Source organism: Saccharomonospora marina XMU15, from assembly GCF_000244955.1.
Taxonomy (GTDB): domain Bacteria; phylum Actinomycetota; class Actinomycetes; order Mycobacteriales; family Pseudonocardiaceae; genus Saccharomonospora_A; species Saccharomonospora_A marina.
In genome coordinates this window covers 4822535-4839684 of sequence record NZ_CM001439.1, presented here as the reverse complement: position 1 = coordinate 4839684, position 17150 = coordinate 4822535, and the positions used below count along the sequence as shown (strand labels likewise).

General features: G+C 67.3%; 19 protein-coding genes. 14 read left to right on the top strand and 5 right to left on the bottom strand.

Annotated features, from left to right (window positions below; translation table 11 throughout):
• Positions 1 to 7: 7 nt before the first annotated feature.
• From SACMADRAFT_RS22800 to SACMADRAFT_RS22770, 7 genes are read left to right on the top strand one after another with little or no spacing between them, the layout of a single operon-like run.
• Positions 8 to 1279, top strand: a complete 1272-nt coding sequence (locus SACMADRAFT_RS22800; RefSeq protein WP_009156213.1) for a WXG100 family type VII secretion target — start codon at positions 8 to 10, stop codon at positions 1277 to 1279.
• Positions 1279 to 1668 carry a hypothetical protein gene (locus SACMADRAFT_RS22795; RefSeq protein WP_009156212.1) on the top strand — a complete coding sequence of 130 codons (390 nt, stop codon included), beginning with the start codon at positions 1279 to 1281 and terminating at the stop codon, positions 1666 to 1668. Before SACMADRAFT_RS22800 ends, SACMADRAFT_RS22795 begins: the two co-directional genes overlap by 1 nt.
• A complete protein-coding gene (locus tag SACMADRAFT_RS22790) occupies positions 1665 to 2471 on the top strand; it encodes an ESX secretion-associated protein EspG (protein ID WP_009156211.1) in 807 nt (268 codons plus the stop codon). The genes SACMADRAFT_RS22795 and SACMADRAFT_RS22790 overlap by 4 nt, the downstream gene beginning before the upstream one ends.
• Positions 2472 to 2522: 51 nt before the next feature.
• The gene (locus SACMADRAFT_RS22785; RefSeq protein ID WP_009156210.1) at positions 2523 to 2870 is read left to right on the top strand and encodes a YbaB/EbfC family nucleoid-associated protein; all 348 of its coding nucleotides are present in this window, start codon (positions 2523 to 2525) and stop codon (positions 2868 to 2870) included.
• Complete coding sequence (locus tag SACMADRAFT_RS22780) at positions 2867 to 3202, top strand: WXG100 family type VII secretion target (protein ID WP_009156209.1); 336 nt, start codon at positions 2867 to 2869, stop codon at positions 3200 to 3202. The genes SACMADRAFT_RS22785 and SACMADRAFT_RS22780 overlap by 4 nt, the downstream gene beginning before the upstream one ends.
• Entirely contained in the window at positions 3199 to 4089 is an 891-nt protein-coding gene (locus SACMADRAFT_RS22775) for a hypothetical protein (RefSeq protein ID WP_009156208.1), read from the top strand. The genes SACMADRAFT_RS22780 and SACMADRAFT_RS22775 overlap by 4 nt, the downstream gene beginning before the upstream one ends.
• Positions 4090 to 4123: 34 nt before the next feature.
• Positions 4124 to 5251 carry a serine hydrolase domain-containing protein gene (locus SACMADRAFT_RS22770; protein WP_040926732.1) on the top strand — a complete coding sequence of 376 codons (1128 nt, stop codon included), beginning with the start codon at positions 4124 to 4126 and terminating at the stop codon, positions 5249 to 5251.
• A 173-nt stretch (positions 5252 to 5424) separates the two neighbouring features.
• Here SACMADRAFT_RS22770 and SACMADRAFT_RS22765 read toward each other — a convergent pair whose 3' ends face one another.
• Positions 5425 to 6405: a sugar-binding transcriptional regulator gene (locus tag SACMADRAFT_RS22765; protein WP_009156206.1), complete on the bottom strand. Its 981-nt coding sequence runs from the start codon at positions 6403 to 6405 to the stop codon at positions 5425 to 5427.
• Between the two features lie 137 nt (positions 6406 to 6542).
• Between SACMADRAFT_RS22765 and SACMADRAFT_RS22760 the strand changes: the two genes are divergently transcribed.
• The 6 genes from SACMADRAFT_RS22760 to SACMADRAFT_RS22735 all read left to right on the top strand — a co-directional run bounded on the left by SACMADRAFT_RS22760 (position 6543) and on the right by SACMADRAFT_RS22735 (position 12682).
• On the top strand, positions 6543 to 7550 hold the full coding sequence (locus SACMADRAFT_RS22760) for a zinc-dependent alcohol dehydrogenase family protein (RefSeq protein WP_009156205.1): 1008 nt from the start codon (positions 6543 to 6545) through the stop codon (positions 7548 to 7550).
• Between the two features lie 46 nt (positions 7551 to 7596).
• Positions 7597 to 8961, top strand: a complete 1365-nt coding sequence (locus SACMADRAFT_RS22755) for an ABC transporter substrate-binding protein (protein WP_050998236.1) — start codon at positions 7597 to 7599, stop codon at positions 8959 to 8961.
• Positions 8958 to 9869, top strand: coding sequence for a carbohydrate ABC transporter permease (locus SACMADRAFT_RS22750; RefSeq protein ID WP_009156203.1), 912 nt, complete (start codon positions 8958 to 8960; stop codon positions 9867 to 9869). The genes SACMADRAFT_RS22755 and SACMADRAFT_RS22750 overlap by 4 nt, the downstream gene beginning before the upstream one ends.
• A 2-nt stretch (positions 9870 to 9871) precedes the next feature.
• On the top strand, positions 9872 to 10774 hold the full coding sequence (locus SACMADRAFT_RS22745) for a carbohydrate ABC transporter permease (protein WP_009156202.1): 903 nt from the start codon (positions 9872 to 9874) through the stop codon (positions 10772 to 10774).
• Between the two features lie 337 nt (positions 10775 to 11111).
• Positions 11112 to 11960, top strand: a complete 849-nt coding sequence (locus SACMADRAFT_RS22740; RefSeq protein WP_009156201.1) for a hypothetical protein — start codon at positions 11112 to 11114, stop codon at positions 11958 to 11960.
• Between the two features lie 128 nt (positions 11961 to 12088).
• Positions 12089 to 12682, top strand: coding sequence for a hypothetical protein (locus SACMADRAFT_RS22735; RefSeq protein ID WP_009156200.1), 594 nt, complete (start codon positions 12089 to 12091; stop codon positions 12680 to 12682).
• A gap of 309 nt (positions 12683 to 12991) precedes the next feature.
• Here the strand turns inward: SACMADRAFT_RS22735 and SACMADRAFT_RS22730 are convergent, their stop codons facing one another.
• Both SACMADRAFT_RS22730 and SACMADRAFT_RS22725 read right to left on the bottom strand, forming a co-directional pair.
• The gene (locus SACMADRAFT_RS22730) at positions 12992 to 14221 is read right to left on the bottom strand and encodes an RNA polymerase sigma factor (RefSeq protein WP_009156199.1); all 1230 of its coding nucleotides are present in this window, start codon (positions 14219 to 14221) and stop codon (positions 12992 to 12994) included.
• The gene (locus SACMADRAFT_RS22725) at positions 14218 to 14586 is read right to left on the bottom strand and encodes a YciI family protein (RefSeq protein WP_009156198.1); all 369 of its coding nucleotides are present in this window, start codon (positions 14584 to 14586) and stop codon (positions 14218 to 14220) included. The genes SACMADRAFT_RS22730 and SACMADRAFT_RS22725 overlap by 4 nt, the downstream gene beginning before the upstream one ends.
• Before the next feature lie 189 nt (positions 14587 to 14775).
• On the opposite strand from SACMADRAFT_RS22725, the gene SACMADRAFT_RS22720 reads away from it, so the two are divergent.
• On the top strand, positions 14776 to 15420 hold the full coding sequence (locus tag SACMADRAFT_RS22720) for a dihydrofolate reductase family protein (RefSeq protein WP_009156197.1): 645 nt from the start codon (positions 14776 to 14778) through the stop codon (positions 15418 to 15420).
• Between the two features lie 8 nt (positions 15421 to 15428).
• Here the strand turns inward: SACMADRAFT_RS22720 and SACMADRAFT_RS30130 are convergent, their stop codons facing one another.
• Both SACMADRAFT_RS30130 and SACMADRAFT_RS22715 read right to left on the bottom strand, forming a co-directional pair.
• Positions 15429 to 15596, bottom strand: a complete 168-nt coding sequence (locus tag SACMADRAFT_RS30130; RefSeq protein WP_198285889.1) for a hypothetical protein — start codon at positions 15594 to 15596, stop codon at positions 15429 to 15431.
• A gap of 338 nt (positions 15597 to 15934) precedes the next feature.
• Entirely contained in the window at positions 15935 to 17089 is a 1155-nt protein-coding gene (locus SACMADRAFT_RS22715; protein WP_009156196.1) for an epoxide hydrolase family protein, read from the bottom strand.
• Positions 17090 to 17150 lie beyond the last annotated feature (61 nt).

The following is a 17150-nucleotide window of genomic DNA, read 5'->3' as shown; positions in this document are numbered from 1 at the left end:
AGCTGGGGTGGCAAGCGAGACGTCAGCGGCAGGCAAGCACCCGGAGCAGGCGTCCGACGCCGAGCAGCCGCAGGCGGCGGTGGGCACGGCGGGTGTGTGGGACGTGTACTTCGGTCAGGACGCGCCGCCGGAAGGCGGCGTGAACTGGGAGGCGTACAGCCACGAAGAGCTGTACCAGATGTTGTGGCAGGACGCCGACGTCGCCGACGTCAGCTCCATCGCCGCGGAGTGGTCGCAACATCGTGCCGCGTTGGTCAACCACGCGCAGGTGCTGCGCGAGCAGCGGGCCGCGTTGCTGCAGAGCTGGCAGGGAACCGGCGCCGAGCAGGCGGCGAGCAGGCTCAGCGCGCTGGCCGATCGGGTGGAGAAGCTCGCCGAACTCGCTCACGCGGGCGAGCAGGCCAGCGAACAGGCGGCCGACGCACTGGCCAGGGCGAGGTCAACCATGCCGCCGCCACCGGGAGACCCGGCAGCGCCGATGAACGACGCGGCAACGAACTGGGCGGACATCACCGGGGCTTCGCTCGCGAGCGCGCCTGCTCGATCGAGCCAACCGGCGGTGCCGGCAGCGGGGATGTTCAGCGTGATGGATCAGTTCCCCACCGGGCCGGAGGCGCTGGGAACGAGTGAGCCCGCGCGGCAGCCGCCCACCTCGACTGCGCCGTCCGCCTCGGACGCGGGTGCGGCCTTCGGCGCCGTGGGCAGCGCGGGGTTCAGCTTCTACGTCGGCGCCAACTCGACGGACATGAGCAAGCAGCAGGCGGTTCGGTCGATGCAGGGCTACGAGTCCAGCCTGACCAACTCGGGACAGTTGATCGGCCGGGCGCGGAGCACGATCCCGGCGGCGACCACGAGCGCCGCTGCCAGATCCTCGGCCGGCGAGCCGCCGAAACGTCTCGCTGGATCAGGAAGTGGTAGTGGCACGGCCGAGGCGCTCGCGGCCGGTGCCGTGGTCGGAGCGCTCAGCGGCGGCGCGGGCGCGATCGCGGGGTTGGCCGCGGGCGCGGGACCGGGCGGCAACCCGCTGCTACCCGGCAAGGGCGTGGGCACGGCGACGATGCAGGGCGGCAGCGGTGCGACGGCGGCTCGGCTGGCCGTCGAGTCGGCCGCAGGCAGGTCAGCCGCCATGGCAGGCATGGTCCCGCCCGCCTCCGGCGTGCATGGGGGGCATGACGAAGCAGAGCACGAGAACCAACTGCCGACGATCGACCACGAACTGTTCCCGGTCGAAGAGCCGGGCAGCGAGGCGGTCATCGGCCTTTCGCCGGAGGAGCAGTGATGAACGACGGGCAAGGAGTCGAACTCCAACTTGACCTGCTCGATCAGCGGATCACGACGCTGGCCGAACTCGGCGACCTGACAGGCGACCTGGTAGCCACCGCGAGCAGGCTCGCCGAGCGGCTACCGATGCTCGGCACCGCGCCGCCCGCCGTGCACCTCGCGATGCGGCTGCGGGACGCGGCGGGCAGTTCCGGCCTCGCGGGCGAGATCAAGGCCACGGAGCGGGAGGTGCGCGAGTTCAAGCAGTTGCTCGCCGAAGCCAAGAACAGGCACACCGAGCACGAGGCCCAGGCAGGCGAAGACCTGCGTGCCAAGGAATCGTCCGTGGAAGAGTTACGCCGGCAGCAGCGAACCGGCCGGTGTGAGTCACCAGGAGAGCCGTCATGACGGCCGGATCGGCCGTCGAAGGCGGCGTCTGCTTCGAGCCTGCGGAGCTGGACCTGCTTGCCGTCCACGCGGGCAGCAGGCGCCCCCCGTTTCCGCTCAAAGTGCCCTCGCTCGGCCGGATCAGCGGTGAACGTGAGGCGTTGCTGGCCGCGAGAGCCACTTCGCTGGCCGCGCGAGGGCTGTTCACGACACACGGTCCGGCCGGCGCCGCGGCGGATCTGGTCGCCGCGTTGCGCGAGCACCGGGGCGCGGTGGACCTCGTCGTGGTCGAAGGCGGGACGGTCACCGGTGTCGTGGCCATGATCCACGGGCCCGGCGCGGTGGTGTGCCACCAGTCCATCGGCGGCGCACCGGGCCCGGTCACCGTTGAGCGGGTCTCGACCGCCGCGCTGACCGACGAACTCGCGAGGGCGACCCCGAAGACAGGCGCCGCGCAGACCATGCCGATCGCGTTGCCTCCCGGTGTCGTCGGTGACGTTGCCAGGCTGCTGGAGAACACGGCAGGCATCGCGGCGCCCCGCAAGCGAATCAGGGCTCTGGTCGCCGAACGTGGAGGCGATGAGGCAGCTGTCGACGCGCTGATGGACCTGTTGCCCTCCGTGCCCGGGCGCGGCCAGTTGGGAGCCGTGATCGAACCGGTGGCAGGCCGCGTCGAACGACCACTCGAACTGTCGTGGCTGGACGCTCCGAAGGGGCGGATCAGAGTGGACATCGACGAGCGCGGCTGGGTGAGTATCAACCCGTTGCGGCACGGCGAACTCCTACGGGTGCTGCGCGAAGCGGCTGCACTTGCCCGCGGCTAGCGCCGGGGCGCACAACGTTTTCAGTCCAAACATCTAGGGAAGGGGAGCAATATGGACCCGGCACGGTGGCTGGCCGAATACCGCGACCGTCTCGAGCGAGCGTCGTACGGCGCGCGGCAGGCTCGTGAAAGCCTTCGGGAAGTCGAGGCGACCGCCGCATCGCCAAGGGGTGAGGTGGCGGTGACGGTGAACGCCGCGGGCGCGCTGCAGGCAGTCAAGTTGACGCCGCTGGCGCGCAGAATGGAAGCTGAAGTGCTCGCCGCGCTCATCGTCGACACGGCACGCGAGGCGCAGCGCCTGGCTGCCACCCGGATGACCGAGGTGATGGCGGGCTACCTCGGGGACAGCCCGGCCCTCACACAGATCACCCAGCATGTTCCCCCGGAGGTCGTGCGATGACGACTAGGTCTTCGTACAACGTCGATCCCGACCAGTTGCGCGGACACGCGGGCAGGCTGGCCACACACGCCGATCAGTTGTCTTCGATCGGCACGGCGCTGCCCGGTGAGTTGGGGCCGCTGTCGCTTGGTGTGTTCGCGCGCTTCGTCGCCACGAGTCTGGGCACCGCGATGGCCGAAACGACAGACGCGTTCGCGCACGCGTCATCCACCTTGGACAAGGTGAGCGACGCGATGCGACGTGCCGCCGACGAGTACCAGTACGCCGACGAAGCCCATGCTGCCGACCTGACCGGGATCGGCGCCGACCTTGGCGATGAGGGGGGCCGATGAACACGGCAGCGCATACCTGGGAACTCGCCGAGACGGACCCGCATGGCCGGACCGAGACCGGGGATGCGCCGCGGCCTGCCGATCCCGAACGGTCCGCGGTGGAGATCAACACCGCGCTCGCCGACCTGCGGCTCGCCGGAGACGCCGTCGGCAACAAGGAGTGGCTGTCCGTCGAACTCGCCGGAGAACCCGTCGTCTCTATCGACATGCTGGGTTCGACGGCGAGCCCGCTGTCGGCCCTGGTCAGCGCGGGATGCGACTTCCTCATTCCGATGATCTCGTTTCTGGAGGAACCGCTCGACCAGTTGCGTGGCGAGCCCGACTCGGTGTCGGGCCCCGCGGGTCAACACGACGGATGCTCGCGGCAGGCGAACTCCGTGGCCGAAGACTACGAATCCACAATGGATCAAGAGACCGGCGAGTGGTCCGGAGAGGCCAAGTCGGACTATGCCGAGACGGCGAGCAAACTGACCGAAGGGGTCAAGTCGATCGCCGAGGCGGCGATGACCAACTCGAAGGCGATGATGGCCGCGGGTGAGGTGGTGGCACAGGTCGTCGACATCGTCACCCGGTTGATCACCGAAGCCGTTGGCAAGATCGTTCCCATCATGACCGAGGCGATCGCCGCGGCGCCCGCGACGTTCGGGGCGAGTATCGCGCAGGCCATCCCGCGATGCGTGGCGATCGCCGTGGACTACGGCGGGCGGATCGCGGCCAAGCTGGCCGAGTTGCTCGCCAGCGGCGAGAACCTGGTGAAGCTGATCGACGGCGTGCTCGGCGCGCTCGACGTCGTGAAGGAGGGGCTCAGCGTCATCGGCGACCTGGCAGGCGGCGACTCGTCGAGCTCACCCGCCGAAGCGCAAACAAGTGGGGGTGACGACCGATGAGTTCATCGGGGAAACGAATGGGGACAACAGCATGATGAGCAACAAAACTCAGCGATGGTTCGCGGGTGTGGCAGGCGGTACAGCGCTCGCGGTGACCGCGCTCGTCACACCCGCGCAGGCCGCACCCGCGGAAGACCACGCCGACACTCAGGCGGTGCTCGACCGGTACCAGCAGCAGGCAGGGCCCGGCGCGGCGGTCCATGCGGGCGACGGCGCCGAAGCCTGGACGCTTTCCAGTGGTGCACGTGGAATCAACGACGACGGCCCGATCACCGCATCCGACCACTTCCGTGCGGCCAGTCAGACCAAGACGTTCACCGCGACCGTCGTGCTCCAACTGTTCGACGAAGGGCTCGTCGCCCTCGACGCACCCATCGAGCGGTACCTGCCGGGTGTGGTCACCGGCAACTTCGACGGCACCGTCATCACCGTGCGGCAGTTGCTCAACCACACCGCGGGGTTCTCCAGGGACACCAGTGGCGCGGCGGCGAACCCGGGCGGAAGCTACGAGCTGGCAGAACTGGTGCGGGCGGCGATGGACGAGACACCGCAGTCCGCGCCGGGTGGTTCCATCAGGTACTCCAACGTCGGCTACCTGGTGCTGGGGATGCTCATCGAGCAGGTAACCGGCCGGTATGTCGGTGACGCGATCACCGAACGGATCATCGAGCCGCTCGGGCTCAGTGGCACGTCGTTCCCCGCGCCGGGAGAGCGGGCGTTGGCCGATCCCTACGTTCCCGGCTATCAGGGATTGCGGATCGGCGGCTTCTACTTCTGGATCGAGGCGACCACCATGATCGAGCTTTCGCTGTACAGCAGCGCAGGCGCGCTGGAGTCCACACTGGAGGATCTGGCGAGGTTCTACCGCGCTCTGCTCGGCGGCGAGCTGCTGTCCCAGGACGCGCTCGCCGAGATGCGCACGACTGTGCCGTTCTCGCCGGAACGCCCGGACGGCTACGGCCTCGGCATGCGCAGCCTGTACACCTCGTGTGGCGTCGTGGCGTGGGGGCACGACGGCATGTCGCTGACCGGGCACGCGTCGCTCACAGTGGTCACCGATGACGGCCGGTTCGCCTCGGTGGTCACCAACGCCGACACAAGCCCGCAGGACCCGGCAGCGCTCGACGTCGCCAACGCCGCCCTGTGCGAGGCAGAGTCATGACGAACTCCGGCTGTTCGACAACCCGGGGGGCGCGCCTGTCCGCCTTGAGTTGCTCAACGGCGGCGATCGCTCGGCCGTGGTGAACCTGCGTTACCAGCAGGCCGCGACCAGCTGATCGACTCCTGAGCAGGAGCATCCCGAGCCCGACCGGATGCAGCTGCGTATCAGCTGTCCTACTTCGGTGGCCTGCGGGCAGCCATCTCGAGGGCCAGCCTGGCCGTTTCCGCATCCGTGATCAGCGTGGAGACCATGCCCGAGCGCAGCACCGCGTCGACGGCTTCTGCCTTCGGCGCTGCGTAACCGAGCGCGATCACCTGGGGTACCCGGCGTAACTCGTCGGCGCTGATGGCGAGCACGTGGTGCGACAACCCGGTTGACAGCGCGTTGCCGTCGGCGTCGAACAGCCGCGCGGCGACCTCCGCCTTGGCGCCACGCTTGCTGATGGTGTCGCGTTCCGGCTGGCTGAGCGAGTCATACACAGTGGACTCGCCTGGCTGCCAGGAGCCGATGCTCACCACGGCCTTGGTCAGGTTCTCGAACTGGCCGAAGGTTTCGGCGATGCCTGGCTGCCTGCGCAGGATCTCGGTGGTCCTCCTGTCGGGAAGCACCAGGGGAGCGAAGATCGGGTAGGCCTCGCCGCCGGAAACCCTGGCGAGCCTGCTCACGGTTTCCACCGACCGATCCCGCATGTCGATGCCCGCTTGGACGCCGCACAGCTGCACGATCGGGCAGCGCGGAAGGCTGTCGATGAGCCCTGTCATGACGTTGACCGACCGTGCCCACGACAGCCCGATGACGTCGTCGGCTGTGACCATCTCTGAAAGCAACTGAGCGGCAATGGTGCCGATGCGGTACCGCAACTCCGCGCGGCTCCCTTCAGAGAGTGCTCGTTCGAGCACCAACGCACGATCCAGACCGTATGCGCAGGTCAAATCGTCGCCGAGGGCAGGGTCAAGACCGGCGGGCATGTCGAACTCGATCCGAACCAGCCCCTGTTCCCTTGCCGACTCGAGTATGCGGGCCACCTTGAAACGGCTGATGCCGAACTCCTCGGCGATCTCCAGTTTCGGCTTTCCCTGCAGGTAGTAACGCCTGGCGACGGACGCGGCCAGTGCAGCCTCTGCGAGTCCGTACCCCTGTTTGGCCTTGCTCATATGAGCAACATAGCACCACAGAGGTTGACCCGGTACCTGCGAAGCGCCTTCAATTCCCGTCACGCGCGATGCTGTGATGGTTCGTCAGCCACTCATATGAGCGCAGACCGCAACGACGCTGTGAAAGGGAGAACGCGATGCGAGCCGCGATCATCGACCAGCCGGGACGCGTTCGAGTCGGTGACGTGCCGGACCCCGAACCGGGCGAGTCAGAGGTTGTCGTCCGCGTCGGCGCCTGCGGCATCTGCGGAACCGACGTCCACATCGCCGACGGCGGGTTCCCGCCGACGCCGTACCCCATCGTGCCCGGCCACGAGTTCGCGGGTGAGATCGTCGAACTCGGCAAGGGCGTGCCCGGAGAGTGGCAGGTCGGCGACAGGGTCGCCGTGGACCCGTCGCTGTTCTGCGGCCACTGTGCCGCATGCCGCTCCGGACACGGCAACCTCTGCGTCAACTGGGGCGCGACGGGAGACACGGTGGACGGCGGTTTCGCCGAATACGTCGCCGTGCCTGCTGCCACCTGCTACCGACTGCCCGACCACCTCACCGCGCAGCAGGGCGCGCTGGTGGAGCCGGTGTCCTGCGCGGTCCACGGCCTGCGCAGGATCGGAGTCGAAGCAGCAGAGCGGTTCCTGGTGATGGGAGCAGGCCCGATGGGCTTGATCATGCAGCAGTTGCTGCAGCGGTCGGGTGCCACGGTGACCGTTGTCGACCGCAACACAACGCGGCTGCAGATGGCGAGTTCGCTCGGAGCCAACGCTGTCGCGGCCGACGCAGCTGAGCTGGACGACGAACGCTTCGACGCCGCGATCGATTGCACCGGCGTGGTCCCCGCGATCGAGGCCGCTTTCGGCGCCCTGCGCCGCGGCGGCAGGCTGCTCGTCTTTGGGGTGGCGCCGGAGGAGGAGCGCGTGCTGCTGTCTCCGTTCCGCATCTTCAACGAAGAGATCACCATTGTCGGCTCGATGGCGGTGTTGCACAGCTTCGGCACCGCACTGGACCTGGTCGCGGCCGGCGCCGTGGACACGTCGGCGCTCGTCACCGACACGCTCCCGCTGGAGCGCTACCCCGAGGCTCTCGAACTGATGCGCGGCGGCGCAGGACTCAAGATCCAGGTCGTTCCGGGAGGTGCCCTCGATGCCTGAGGCCCTGCCTAGCACTGACCACACCGGACAGGACGAGGAGGTCCTGATGAGAATCCGTTCCCGGTCCCGACGTACGGCGTTCGCGGCGATGGCCGCGGCGCTGGCGCTGGTGGTGTCGGCCTGCGCGGGCGCAGGCGGGGGCAGCGGGGGTGACGGCAAGCAGACCGTCACGATCGCTACCGTAGCCAACCCGCAGATGCAGGACATCGAGAAGCTGAGCAGTCGATTCGAGGAGGAACACCCCGACATCGATCTCAACTTCGTCATCCTTCCCGAGAACGAACTGCGTGACCGGGTGACACAGGACATCGCCACCGAAGCCGGTCAGTACGACGTCGTGACGATCGGAACGTACGAAACGCCGATCTGGGCGGAGAACGGCTGGCTGGCGCCGCTGAGCGAGTACGCGAGCGATCCGGCCTACGACGTGAACGACATCCTGGAACCGGTCCGTGCCGCGCTGTCGTACGAGGACACGATGTATGCGGCGCCGTTCTACGGCGAGTCGTCGTTCCTGATGTACCGCAAGGACCTGTTCGACAAGGCCGGCTTGACCATGCCCGAGCAGCCGACCTGGCAGCAGGTGGCCGAGTTCGCGAAGGAACTCGACGACCCGCGAACCAACACGGCCGGAATCTGCCTGCGCGGGCTGCCTGGCTGGGGGGAGGTGCTGGCACCGCTCAACTCCGTGATGCTGACCTTCGGCGGGCACTGGTACGACGAGCAGTGGCAGGCTCAGCTCACCTCACCGGAGTCGAAACAGGCGGTGGAGTTCTACGTCGACCTGGTGCGCCAGTACGGCGAGCCGGGTGCTCCCAGCGCCGGGTTCTCCGAGTGCCTGACCGCCATGGGCCAGGGCAACGCCGCGATGTGGTACGACGCCACCGTCGCCGCCAGTTCGCTGGAGGACCCGAAGACGAGCAAGGTCGCGGGCAAGATCGGGTACGTACCCGCGCCCGTGGTGAAGACCGATCACTCCGGTTGGCTGTGGGCCTGGTCGCTGGCGATCCCGCAGACCTCCGAGCGCAAGGACGCCGCCTGGGAGTTCGTCTCCTGGGCCACCTCCAAGGAATACATCAAGCTGGTCGGAAACGAGTTGGGGTGGACGAGGGTGCCGCCGGGCAGCAGGCAGTCCACCTACGAACTCCCCGAGTACCAGCGGGCGGCGAAGGCGTTCGCCGAGCCCACGCTGAACGCGATCCGCAACGTCGACGTGCGCCAACCCGGAGTGCACCCCCAGCCGTGGGTCGGCGTGCAGTACGTCGCCATCCCGGAGTTCCAGGATCTGGGCACGAAGGTCTCGCAGGAGATCTCGGCGGCCATCGCGGGTCGCCAGTCGGTCGACGAGGCGCTCGCCAAGGGCCAGCGCTACGCCGAGCAGACCGCCAAGGAGGGCGGCTACCAGAAATGACCGTAGCGAAAGTCCGGGCGGCGGCTCCCGCGCTCACCGTGGGGCAGCGCTGGCGCCTTCGCGGACCGCTGCTGCCCGCACTGCTGCTGACGATCGTGCTGACGCAGATCCCCATGCTTGTCACGGTCTACTACAGCCTGTTCTCGCAGAACCTGCTCCGCCCCGGCTCGGCGGAGTTCGTGGGACTTGCCAACTACGGCAAGGTGCTCGCGGATTCGCTCTTCCGCAACGCGGTGTTCAACACGGTGGTGCTGACCGCGTCCACAGTGGTGCTGTCCATGGCGATCGGTATCGGTCTGGCCGTGCTGCTCGACAAGAAGTTCCTCGGCCGCAGCATCGTGCGTACCCTGCTCATCACCCCGTTTCTCGTGATGCCCGCGGCCGCGGCGCTGCTGTGGAAGACCTCGATCTTCAACCCGGTGTTCGGCCTGCTCAACTGGGTGCTCTCACCGTTCGGCGTCGACAACGTCGACTGGGTGAGCCGGTTCCCCATGGCTTCAGTGATCATGGTGTTGGTCTGGCAGTGGACCCCGTTCATGATGCTGATCGTGCTCGCCGGGCTGCAGAGCCAGTCTCCCGAGATACTCGAGGCGGCCACAGTGGACGGCGCGGGAGCGTGGTCCACGTTCGCCCACATCACTCTTCCACACCTGCGTCAGTTCATCGAGCTCGGAATCCTGCTCGGCTCGATATTCATCGTGCAGACGTTCGACGCGATCTTCATGATCACTCAGGGCGGGCCGGGCCAAGCCACAACCAACCTGCCCTACTTCATCTATCAGCAAAGTTTCCGCGCCTTCGACGTCGGCGAGTCAGCCGCCGCCGGTGTGCTCGTGGTTGCCGGGACGATCATCATCGCGACGTTCGCGCTGCGGGTCATCTCGAACCTGTTCCAGGAGGAGGCGTGACCATGTCGCCGACGACCACTTCGACACCGCCCGCCGAGACAGGCGCCGATTGGACTTCGAAGCCCGCGACACGCGCGCAGCGGCGACGGCGGCGGGGTCGGCCCCGGCACATCTGGGTCGGACTCGTCGCGTGGGCAGCCGCGCTGCTGTTCTTCGCGCCGGTGTTGTGGATGTTCCTCACCGGCTTCAAGCAGGAATCGCAGGCTTCTACGGACCCGCCCACGTTCTCCTTCGTGCCGACTCTCGACCAGTATCGGGCGATTCTCGGCCGTGACTTCGCGCCGTACTTCATCAACTCGCTCAGCGCGTCGCTGATGTCGACCGTTCTGGTGGTCATCCTGGCGATGCCTGCCGCCTACGCGCTGTCGATCGCGAAGATCCCGAAGTGGCGGGACTCGCTGTTCTTCTTCATCGCGACCCGGATGATGCCCGCGGTGGCGATCATCCTGCCGCTCTACATCATCGCCAAGAACATCGGCGTGCTCGACAACGTCACGATGCTCGCGCTGGTGTACACGGTGATGAACATGCCGATCGCGGTGTGGATGATCCGGTCATTCCTGGTCGAGATACCCAGGGAAGTGTTGGAGGCGGCAAGGATCGACGGTGCCACGTTCGGTATCGAGATCCGCCGCGTCATCCTGCCCATGATCGCGCCAGGGTTGGCGGCGACCGCGCTGATCTGCTTCATCTTCGCATGGAACGAGTTCTTCTTCGCGGTCAGCCTCACTTCGACACAGGCGGCCACCGTTCCGGTGTTCCTGGTCGGCTTCATCACCAGCGAGGGATTGTTCTGGGCGCGCCTTTCCGCGGCATCCACCATGGCCGCGCTTCCGGTGATCATTGCGGGTTGGGTGGCGCAGAAGTGGCTGGTCCGTGGTCTGTCGCTGGGAGCGGTGAAGTAGCTCGCCGAACACCAGAGCGGGATCACCACCAGCCAAGAGTTCGGAACCGCTGCGCCGCCGATACCGGCGATGCCGGGCAACCATGCCAGCACGATGACGTGCACCGGGTTCGGACCGGAAGACGGCCCGGGTCAGCACGGTGATCGCCGGCCGCATCGCCGAAGCGGCGCGGGCCGAGCCGGCTTCGCCTGCCGACCAGGTGAGATCGCTTTCCTTGTGAGCGCGGCCGACAGTTCACGGGTCGGTCTTGGCGTCGGCGACTCTGGCGAGCACAGGGATTGGGTAGTCTTTGTCGTCCGTCCGCGTGCTTGAGTCGGAGCCGAAGGAGAGGCAGAGAGTGGGGGCCAGGAGGCGCGATCGACGCGGTTCGACCGAGCGTAGGCGAACCACCGCCGGTGGTGCGGACAGCCTCGAGGCGACCGGCGACGTAGCCGAAACCGAGAGTATTGACCGCTTCCTTCGGGCGCTCGCGCCGTATGCGGTGGCGTCGATCCCGTTCGTCATCACGATTTGGGCCTTGATCAGGATCAGTGGTGGCAACCCGAACGTAATCTTCTTGATCTTGCGGGAATCGAGTGTCCCGGCCATCCTGTTCTCGGTGCTCAACATGGTGATGCCGATCGTATTGGCGCTGCTTTACATCTTCGTGTTGAGGCGTCTCCACAGGGCGTCGAGGACTTCTGTCGCCTACCGATATCGCCTGTACCTTCCCGTTTCGGCCTTCTTCGTTTCATTGACCTTCTTCCCGATCATCTACTCGATACCTGTTCTTGTGGTGACGCTCTCGGTGATCGTCTTCAAGGAAGAGGTGCTGGACGCCGCGTTGCGCACCCTGGGCAACGGGATGCTCGTGTTGGGGTTCATGCTGATCGCCGTTCGAGGTTTCTCGGACCCGATGGTCTGGTTTCCACGGGAGCTTGTCGAGACCGACGGTGGAGATTCTCGGGTGTCGGCTTATGTGTTGGAATCGACCGACCACGATCTCACCGTGCTGCACGCGGATGATTTTCGGCCGGAAATCATCCGCCAGGACGACGTGGTGAGAAGGACGCTCTGCGCGGATCGGGAAGAGCAATCCAGTTGGGCTGTCAAGGTCTATCACATGCACTTTCAGGATCTGTTTCGCGAGCTCGTGGGTGGAAAGGTCGATCCCCGGCCCTTGTTGCCGGAGTGTTCATCGATCTGAACTCTTCTCGGTGGGTCTGCCGTAGTCACACGATGGTGCACCGTCGACCACGGGCAGCGCGGTCGCGACCGGAATACGGTTGGGCAACCAGCCGCGTTCCGGCGCGGTCGCCCGACGAGAGGGTGACGGTGACCCAACCTTTGCTGCTCGACGAGTACCTGCCGAGCTACGACCACGCCATCCATGTTTCCCGGCTGTTCCGGGCACCACCGACCGAGGTCCTCGACGCTGTCGCCGACCTGGACCTGTTCCGGCTCCCGCTGCCACGGGTGCTACTGCGAGCCCGCGCCCTGCCGGGCCGTCTCGCCGACGCCCGTGCCCGACGCCGGGGCGGTCCTCCCACCGCGGAACCGCCGACGTTTCGCATCCGAGACCTGCCCGCACGTGGCTGGATCCTGCTCGGCGAGCGCCCAGGGAGGGAACTGGTATACGGCCAGGTGGGCAAGGTGTGGAGAGGAACCGGCGGTGCGCCTAGCCATCCCGTCACCGCTGACACCTTCGCCGATTTCGCCGAGCCCGGCTTCGCCAAGCTGGCCGAGAGCACGCTCGTCACGCCTTACGGTGAAGCGGCGTGCGTGTTGACCGTGGAGTCGCGGGTCGCTCTCACCGATGTGGACAGTCGGCGGCGGTTTCGGCGTTACTGGCTCGCGGCGGGGCCGTTCATCCGGCTCATGCGACCAGCGGTCATGCGCGCGCTGGCTCGGCGGTTCCGGGACGAGTGAGGAAACGCCGATCAGCCCTCGGTCGAGAGACCGGGGAAGGAACTGGCACAGCGCTTGCAGCGCGGGTCCGAAGCCGTGCTCCGGTGGGGTGGCGTAGCCGGCGACCAGCCAATCGTGGGTGGGCATGGTGGCGCTGGGGTGTCGAAGTCCATGTCGGCGACTCGTGGATGCTCCAGCCGCGCTTCGCCTCCCGGCGCGAACACTATGCCGAGTTGAGGGCTTACTGCCGGATGGCGACTCCCACATCGACCAAGCTGTGCCCGCGATCCACGCGGTTGGCGCGGCGGTGCGCGATCCTGTGGCCCGTCGTCACGCAGATGTGCCGGAAAGGCGTCGTAGGCGGTGCCGGAGGTGTCGTTGCTCGGCGAGATTGACGGTGGCGGCGATGGCTCGCCGGTAGGCGTTCGCCGCGTCGCCTGGTCGGTTGGCCTGCTCCAGGAGGTGGGCACGTACGGCGTCGAGACGGGGAAGGCGGGGGTGCTCGGCTTCCAGCGCATCGAGCTGGGCGAGGGCGAGGTCATTTCCGTCGACCATGGCCTGCGCGACGATGCGGTTGAGGGTGATCGTGGGGTTGCCATGACCGGTGACGATTTCGAGGAGCCGGTAGAGGGCGAGGATCTCGTGCCAGTCCGTGGTCGCCGTGTCCGCGGCTTCGGCGTGCAGGGCCGCGATGCAGGCCTGGAGGAGGTAGGGGCCGGGTTCGGCGCCCGGGGTGGCTCGGCGGACGAGTGTGATCCCTTGGTCGATCAGTTCCTGGTTCCACAACGTGCGGTCCTGCTCGTCGAGTGGCGTCAGGCGCCCGTCCGGTCCAACTCGGGCTGGGTGGCGTGCCTCGGTGAGCAGCATCAGGGCGAGGAGTCCGGTGACCTCGGTGGACCGCGGGAGGCTTCGTAGCAGGAGCCGGGTCAGGCGAATCGCCTCGGCGGCGAGGTCCGTGTCGGCAGGCGGTGTGCCGGTGGTCGTGTGATGTGCCTCGGTGAACATCACGTACAACACGTCGAGTACGGCGGTGACGCGCTCGTCCGCGTGCTTGGGCGGTGGAAGCGGGGTGCCGAGTTCGGACACGCGACGCTTGGCACGTGTGATCCGTTGCGCGATGGTGGTTTCCGGGACCTGGTAGACGTTGGCGATCTGTGCGGTGGTGAGTCCGGCCACAGCCCGAAGCGTCAGCGCGACCTGTCCGGATCGTGGCAGCTCGGGGTGGCAACACAGCTGCAGCACCAGCAGCGAGTCGTCGGCCTGGACAGGCTGCGGTGGCATTGGCGGATGCAGGAGCGCGGCGCGGGTTTCGCGCAGGCGGCGGCGCGCGTCGCTGCGGGTGAGGTCGACGTAGCGGCGGCGGGCGGTCGTGACGAGCCAGCCCACGGGGTCGTCGGGGAACCGGGCCGGCCACTGTCGGTAGGCGTGCAGGAGAGCCTCCTGGACGGCGTCTTCGCACAGGTCGAAGCGGGCGCTGCCGTAGGTGCGCAGCAGTCGGGCGAGGGCTTGCGGGGCGAGGTCGCGCCACAAGCCCTCGCCCGGTAGCGGCTCAGTGGTCACTGATCTCCCAGGTCGGCGAACATCACCGGCCGTAGTTCGAGGGCGAGCCCCGGGATGCTCGCGTCGGGGATTCGCTTGGCCAGCTCCACCGCCCGCGCCTCGCTGTCGACGTCGATGAAGTAGAAGCCGCCCATGAACTCCTTGCTCTCTGCGAAGGGTCCGTCGGTCACCTCGGGCCTGCCCGCAGAACTGCGAATGACCTTCGACTGGCTGGGGTCGGCCAGCGCCTGGGTCGCGATGAACTCGCCACTCTCCTTGGTGGCGGCCATGAAAGCGGCGTGCCCTTCTTGGATCTGTTTCTGCTGCTCGTCGGTGAGCTGCTCGAGCACCGCCGGATCGACATGCATCAGGATCAAGTACTTCACGATGACCTCCTTGATTAGGTGAACCACCTGTTTGGCGGCTCAACAGGGGTCGTCACCAACCCGGCTGACGCGACACTACGCGCCCAGGAATTTTCCGCCGGATTTCACACAGCGGCTGTCTAGGCGGGAGGGTCGGTGCCGACCAAGGGGTATGCAAGCGGCAGCTTTCACACCCCAGGGAGGTCGGCCATGACACAGCGAGTCAGGGTCCACTGCTTCACCGTCACCCAGGACGGGATCGGCGCGGGCGAGGACCAGAGTTTCGAGCGCCCGTTCGGCCATGCGGACCCCGGCGCACTGCTGGGCTGGGCCGGGGCCACGGCCAGCTGGGTCAACCGTACCGCCCCGGGCGGCTCCCGGGGTCTCGACGATTACGTCGTCCGCGACTTCACGCGAAACATCGGTGCCGAGATCATGGGGCGCAACAAGTTCGGCCCGGTTCGCGGTCCATGGCCCAACGACGACTGGCAGGGATGGTGGGGAGACAAGCCCCCGTTCCACACACCGGTCTTCGTGCTGACGCATCACCCGCGGCCGTCGTTCACGCTCAGCGACACGACGTTCCACTTCCTCGACGCGACGCCGCACGAAGCGCTGCAGCAGGCGAAGGCCGCCGCGGGCGGCCAGGACGTGCGCATCGGCGGGGGTGTGACGAGCATCCGGGAGTTCCTGGACGCGGACCTGATCGACGAGATGCACATCGCCGTCACCCCGTACGAACTCGGCAGCGGCCTTCGACTGTGGGACAGCCCGGACGAACTCACCGACAGCTTCCACCTGGAACGCGTCCCGAGCCCCAGCGGCATCGTGCACCACTTCTTCTGGCGGCACTGAAGGGTCGCTCAGACCATCGCTTCGGCCAGATACGCGCGCAGGGACGTGGTGGGGCGGCCGAGCAGTTCTCCCAGTGCGGGGTCGGTGACGGCGAACTCGCCGCGGCGCGAGGCCTGGAACATGCCGAGCAGCATGGTCGCCCGCGCCTGCGGTATGCCGTGCGTGATGGGTCGCAACCCGCCGTACCGGTGAACCGCCCGAAGGCGCCGTCGAGTTGAGGCGGCTGCGCGCCGAACTGGGCGTCTGACCTTTCGGTGGCCGTTCGGATCGTGACGGACCCACAGGTCCGTTCGCCGATTCACGCCCTTCCGGCCGAAGTACTGGTCCTTGACGACCAGGACCGGGTCGACGTGCTGACTGACGCCTGCCCGGATTCGGCCGGGTGGTGGCCGACAGCGTCGCCGCGCTCGGCGCCACCAGGCTGTTCATGTGGCGTTCTCGCCGATTGCCCGGAGCTCCTCTGTGGAACCCCGGCCGCGGCGCCGACCTGATCGAGGTCGGCGCCGCGGTAGTTTCAGCGCAACTTGCCGAAGAATTCCCGGACGTCGTCGACGAGCAGGTCGGGGGCCTCCATTGCGGCGAAGTGGCCGCCACGGTCGAACTCCGACCAGTGCACGATCGTGTGTTCGAGTTCGAGCGTGCGGCGGATGGACACGTCCAGAGGGAACACCGCGACACCGGTCGGCACGGTGGAACGCTCGCGCGCACTCCAGGCTCCGGCGTGCGCGGTCTCGTAGTAGCTGTTGGCCGAGGAGCCGGCGGTGCCGGTCAGCCAGTACAGCATCACGTTGGTGAGCAACTGGTCCCGATCAACCGCATCCTCGGGCAGTTCGGCGGCCGGATCGGTCCACTCCTTGAACTTCTCCACGATCCAGGCCAACTGCCCCACCGGGGAGTCGTGCAACCCGTGCGCCAGTGTCTGTGGCCGGCTGATCTGGACCATCGCGTAGCCCGATCCCTCGGTCTTCAGGTACGCCAGGTGCTCGATCCGGGCTCGCTCTGCCGCGGTCAACTCCTCCACCTCGTGTGGGCTGACCTCGGCGAACGCGGAGAGCCCGTTCGTGTGCACGCCGACGACGTTGTCGGGGTTGAGGCGGCCCAGCCCTGGGGCGATGACCGCGCCGGTGTCGCCGCCCTGTGCGCCGTAGCGGTCGTAGCCGAGCCGGTTCATCAGCTCGGCGAAGGCCATGGTCGTCCGGTTGATGTCCCAGCCGGCCTCGCGGGTCGGCCCGGAGAAGCCACTGCCAGGGTTCGACGGGATAACCAGGTGAAACGCCTCCGCCGGGTCGCCACCATGTGCCCGAGGGTTGGTCAGCGGGCCGATGACGTTCAGGAACTCCACTATCGAACCGGGCCAGCCGTGGATCAGCATCAGCGGCAGCGCGTCCGGCTCGGGCGAGCGCACGTGCAGGAAATGGATGTTCTGCCCGTCGATCTCGGTGGTGAACTGCGGGTAGGAGTTCAACTCCCGCTCGTGGACACGCCAGTCGTAGCCGTCGCGCCAGTACTCGGCCAAGCCCTTGAGGTAGCTCACCGGCACCCCGCGGCTCCAGCCCACATCGGGCAGGTCCACGGTCCAACGGGTCCTGGCGAGCCGATCCCGGAGGTCGTCCAGGTCGGACTGGGGAATGTCGATGGTGAAAGGCCGGATCTCGCTGTCGTGTGTCATGCCGGCAACGCTAGAAGCCGGTTAGGTCGAATTCGGTCCTAGGTGAATGGCAGGCTTCGAG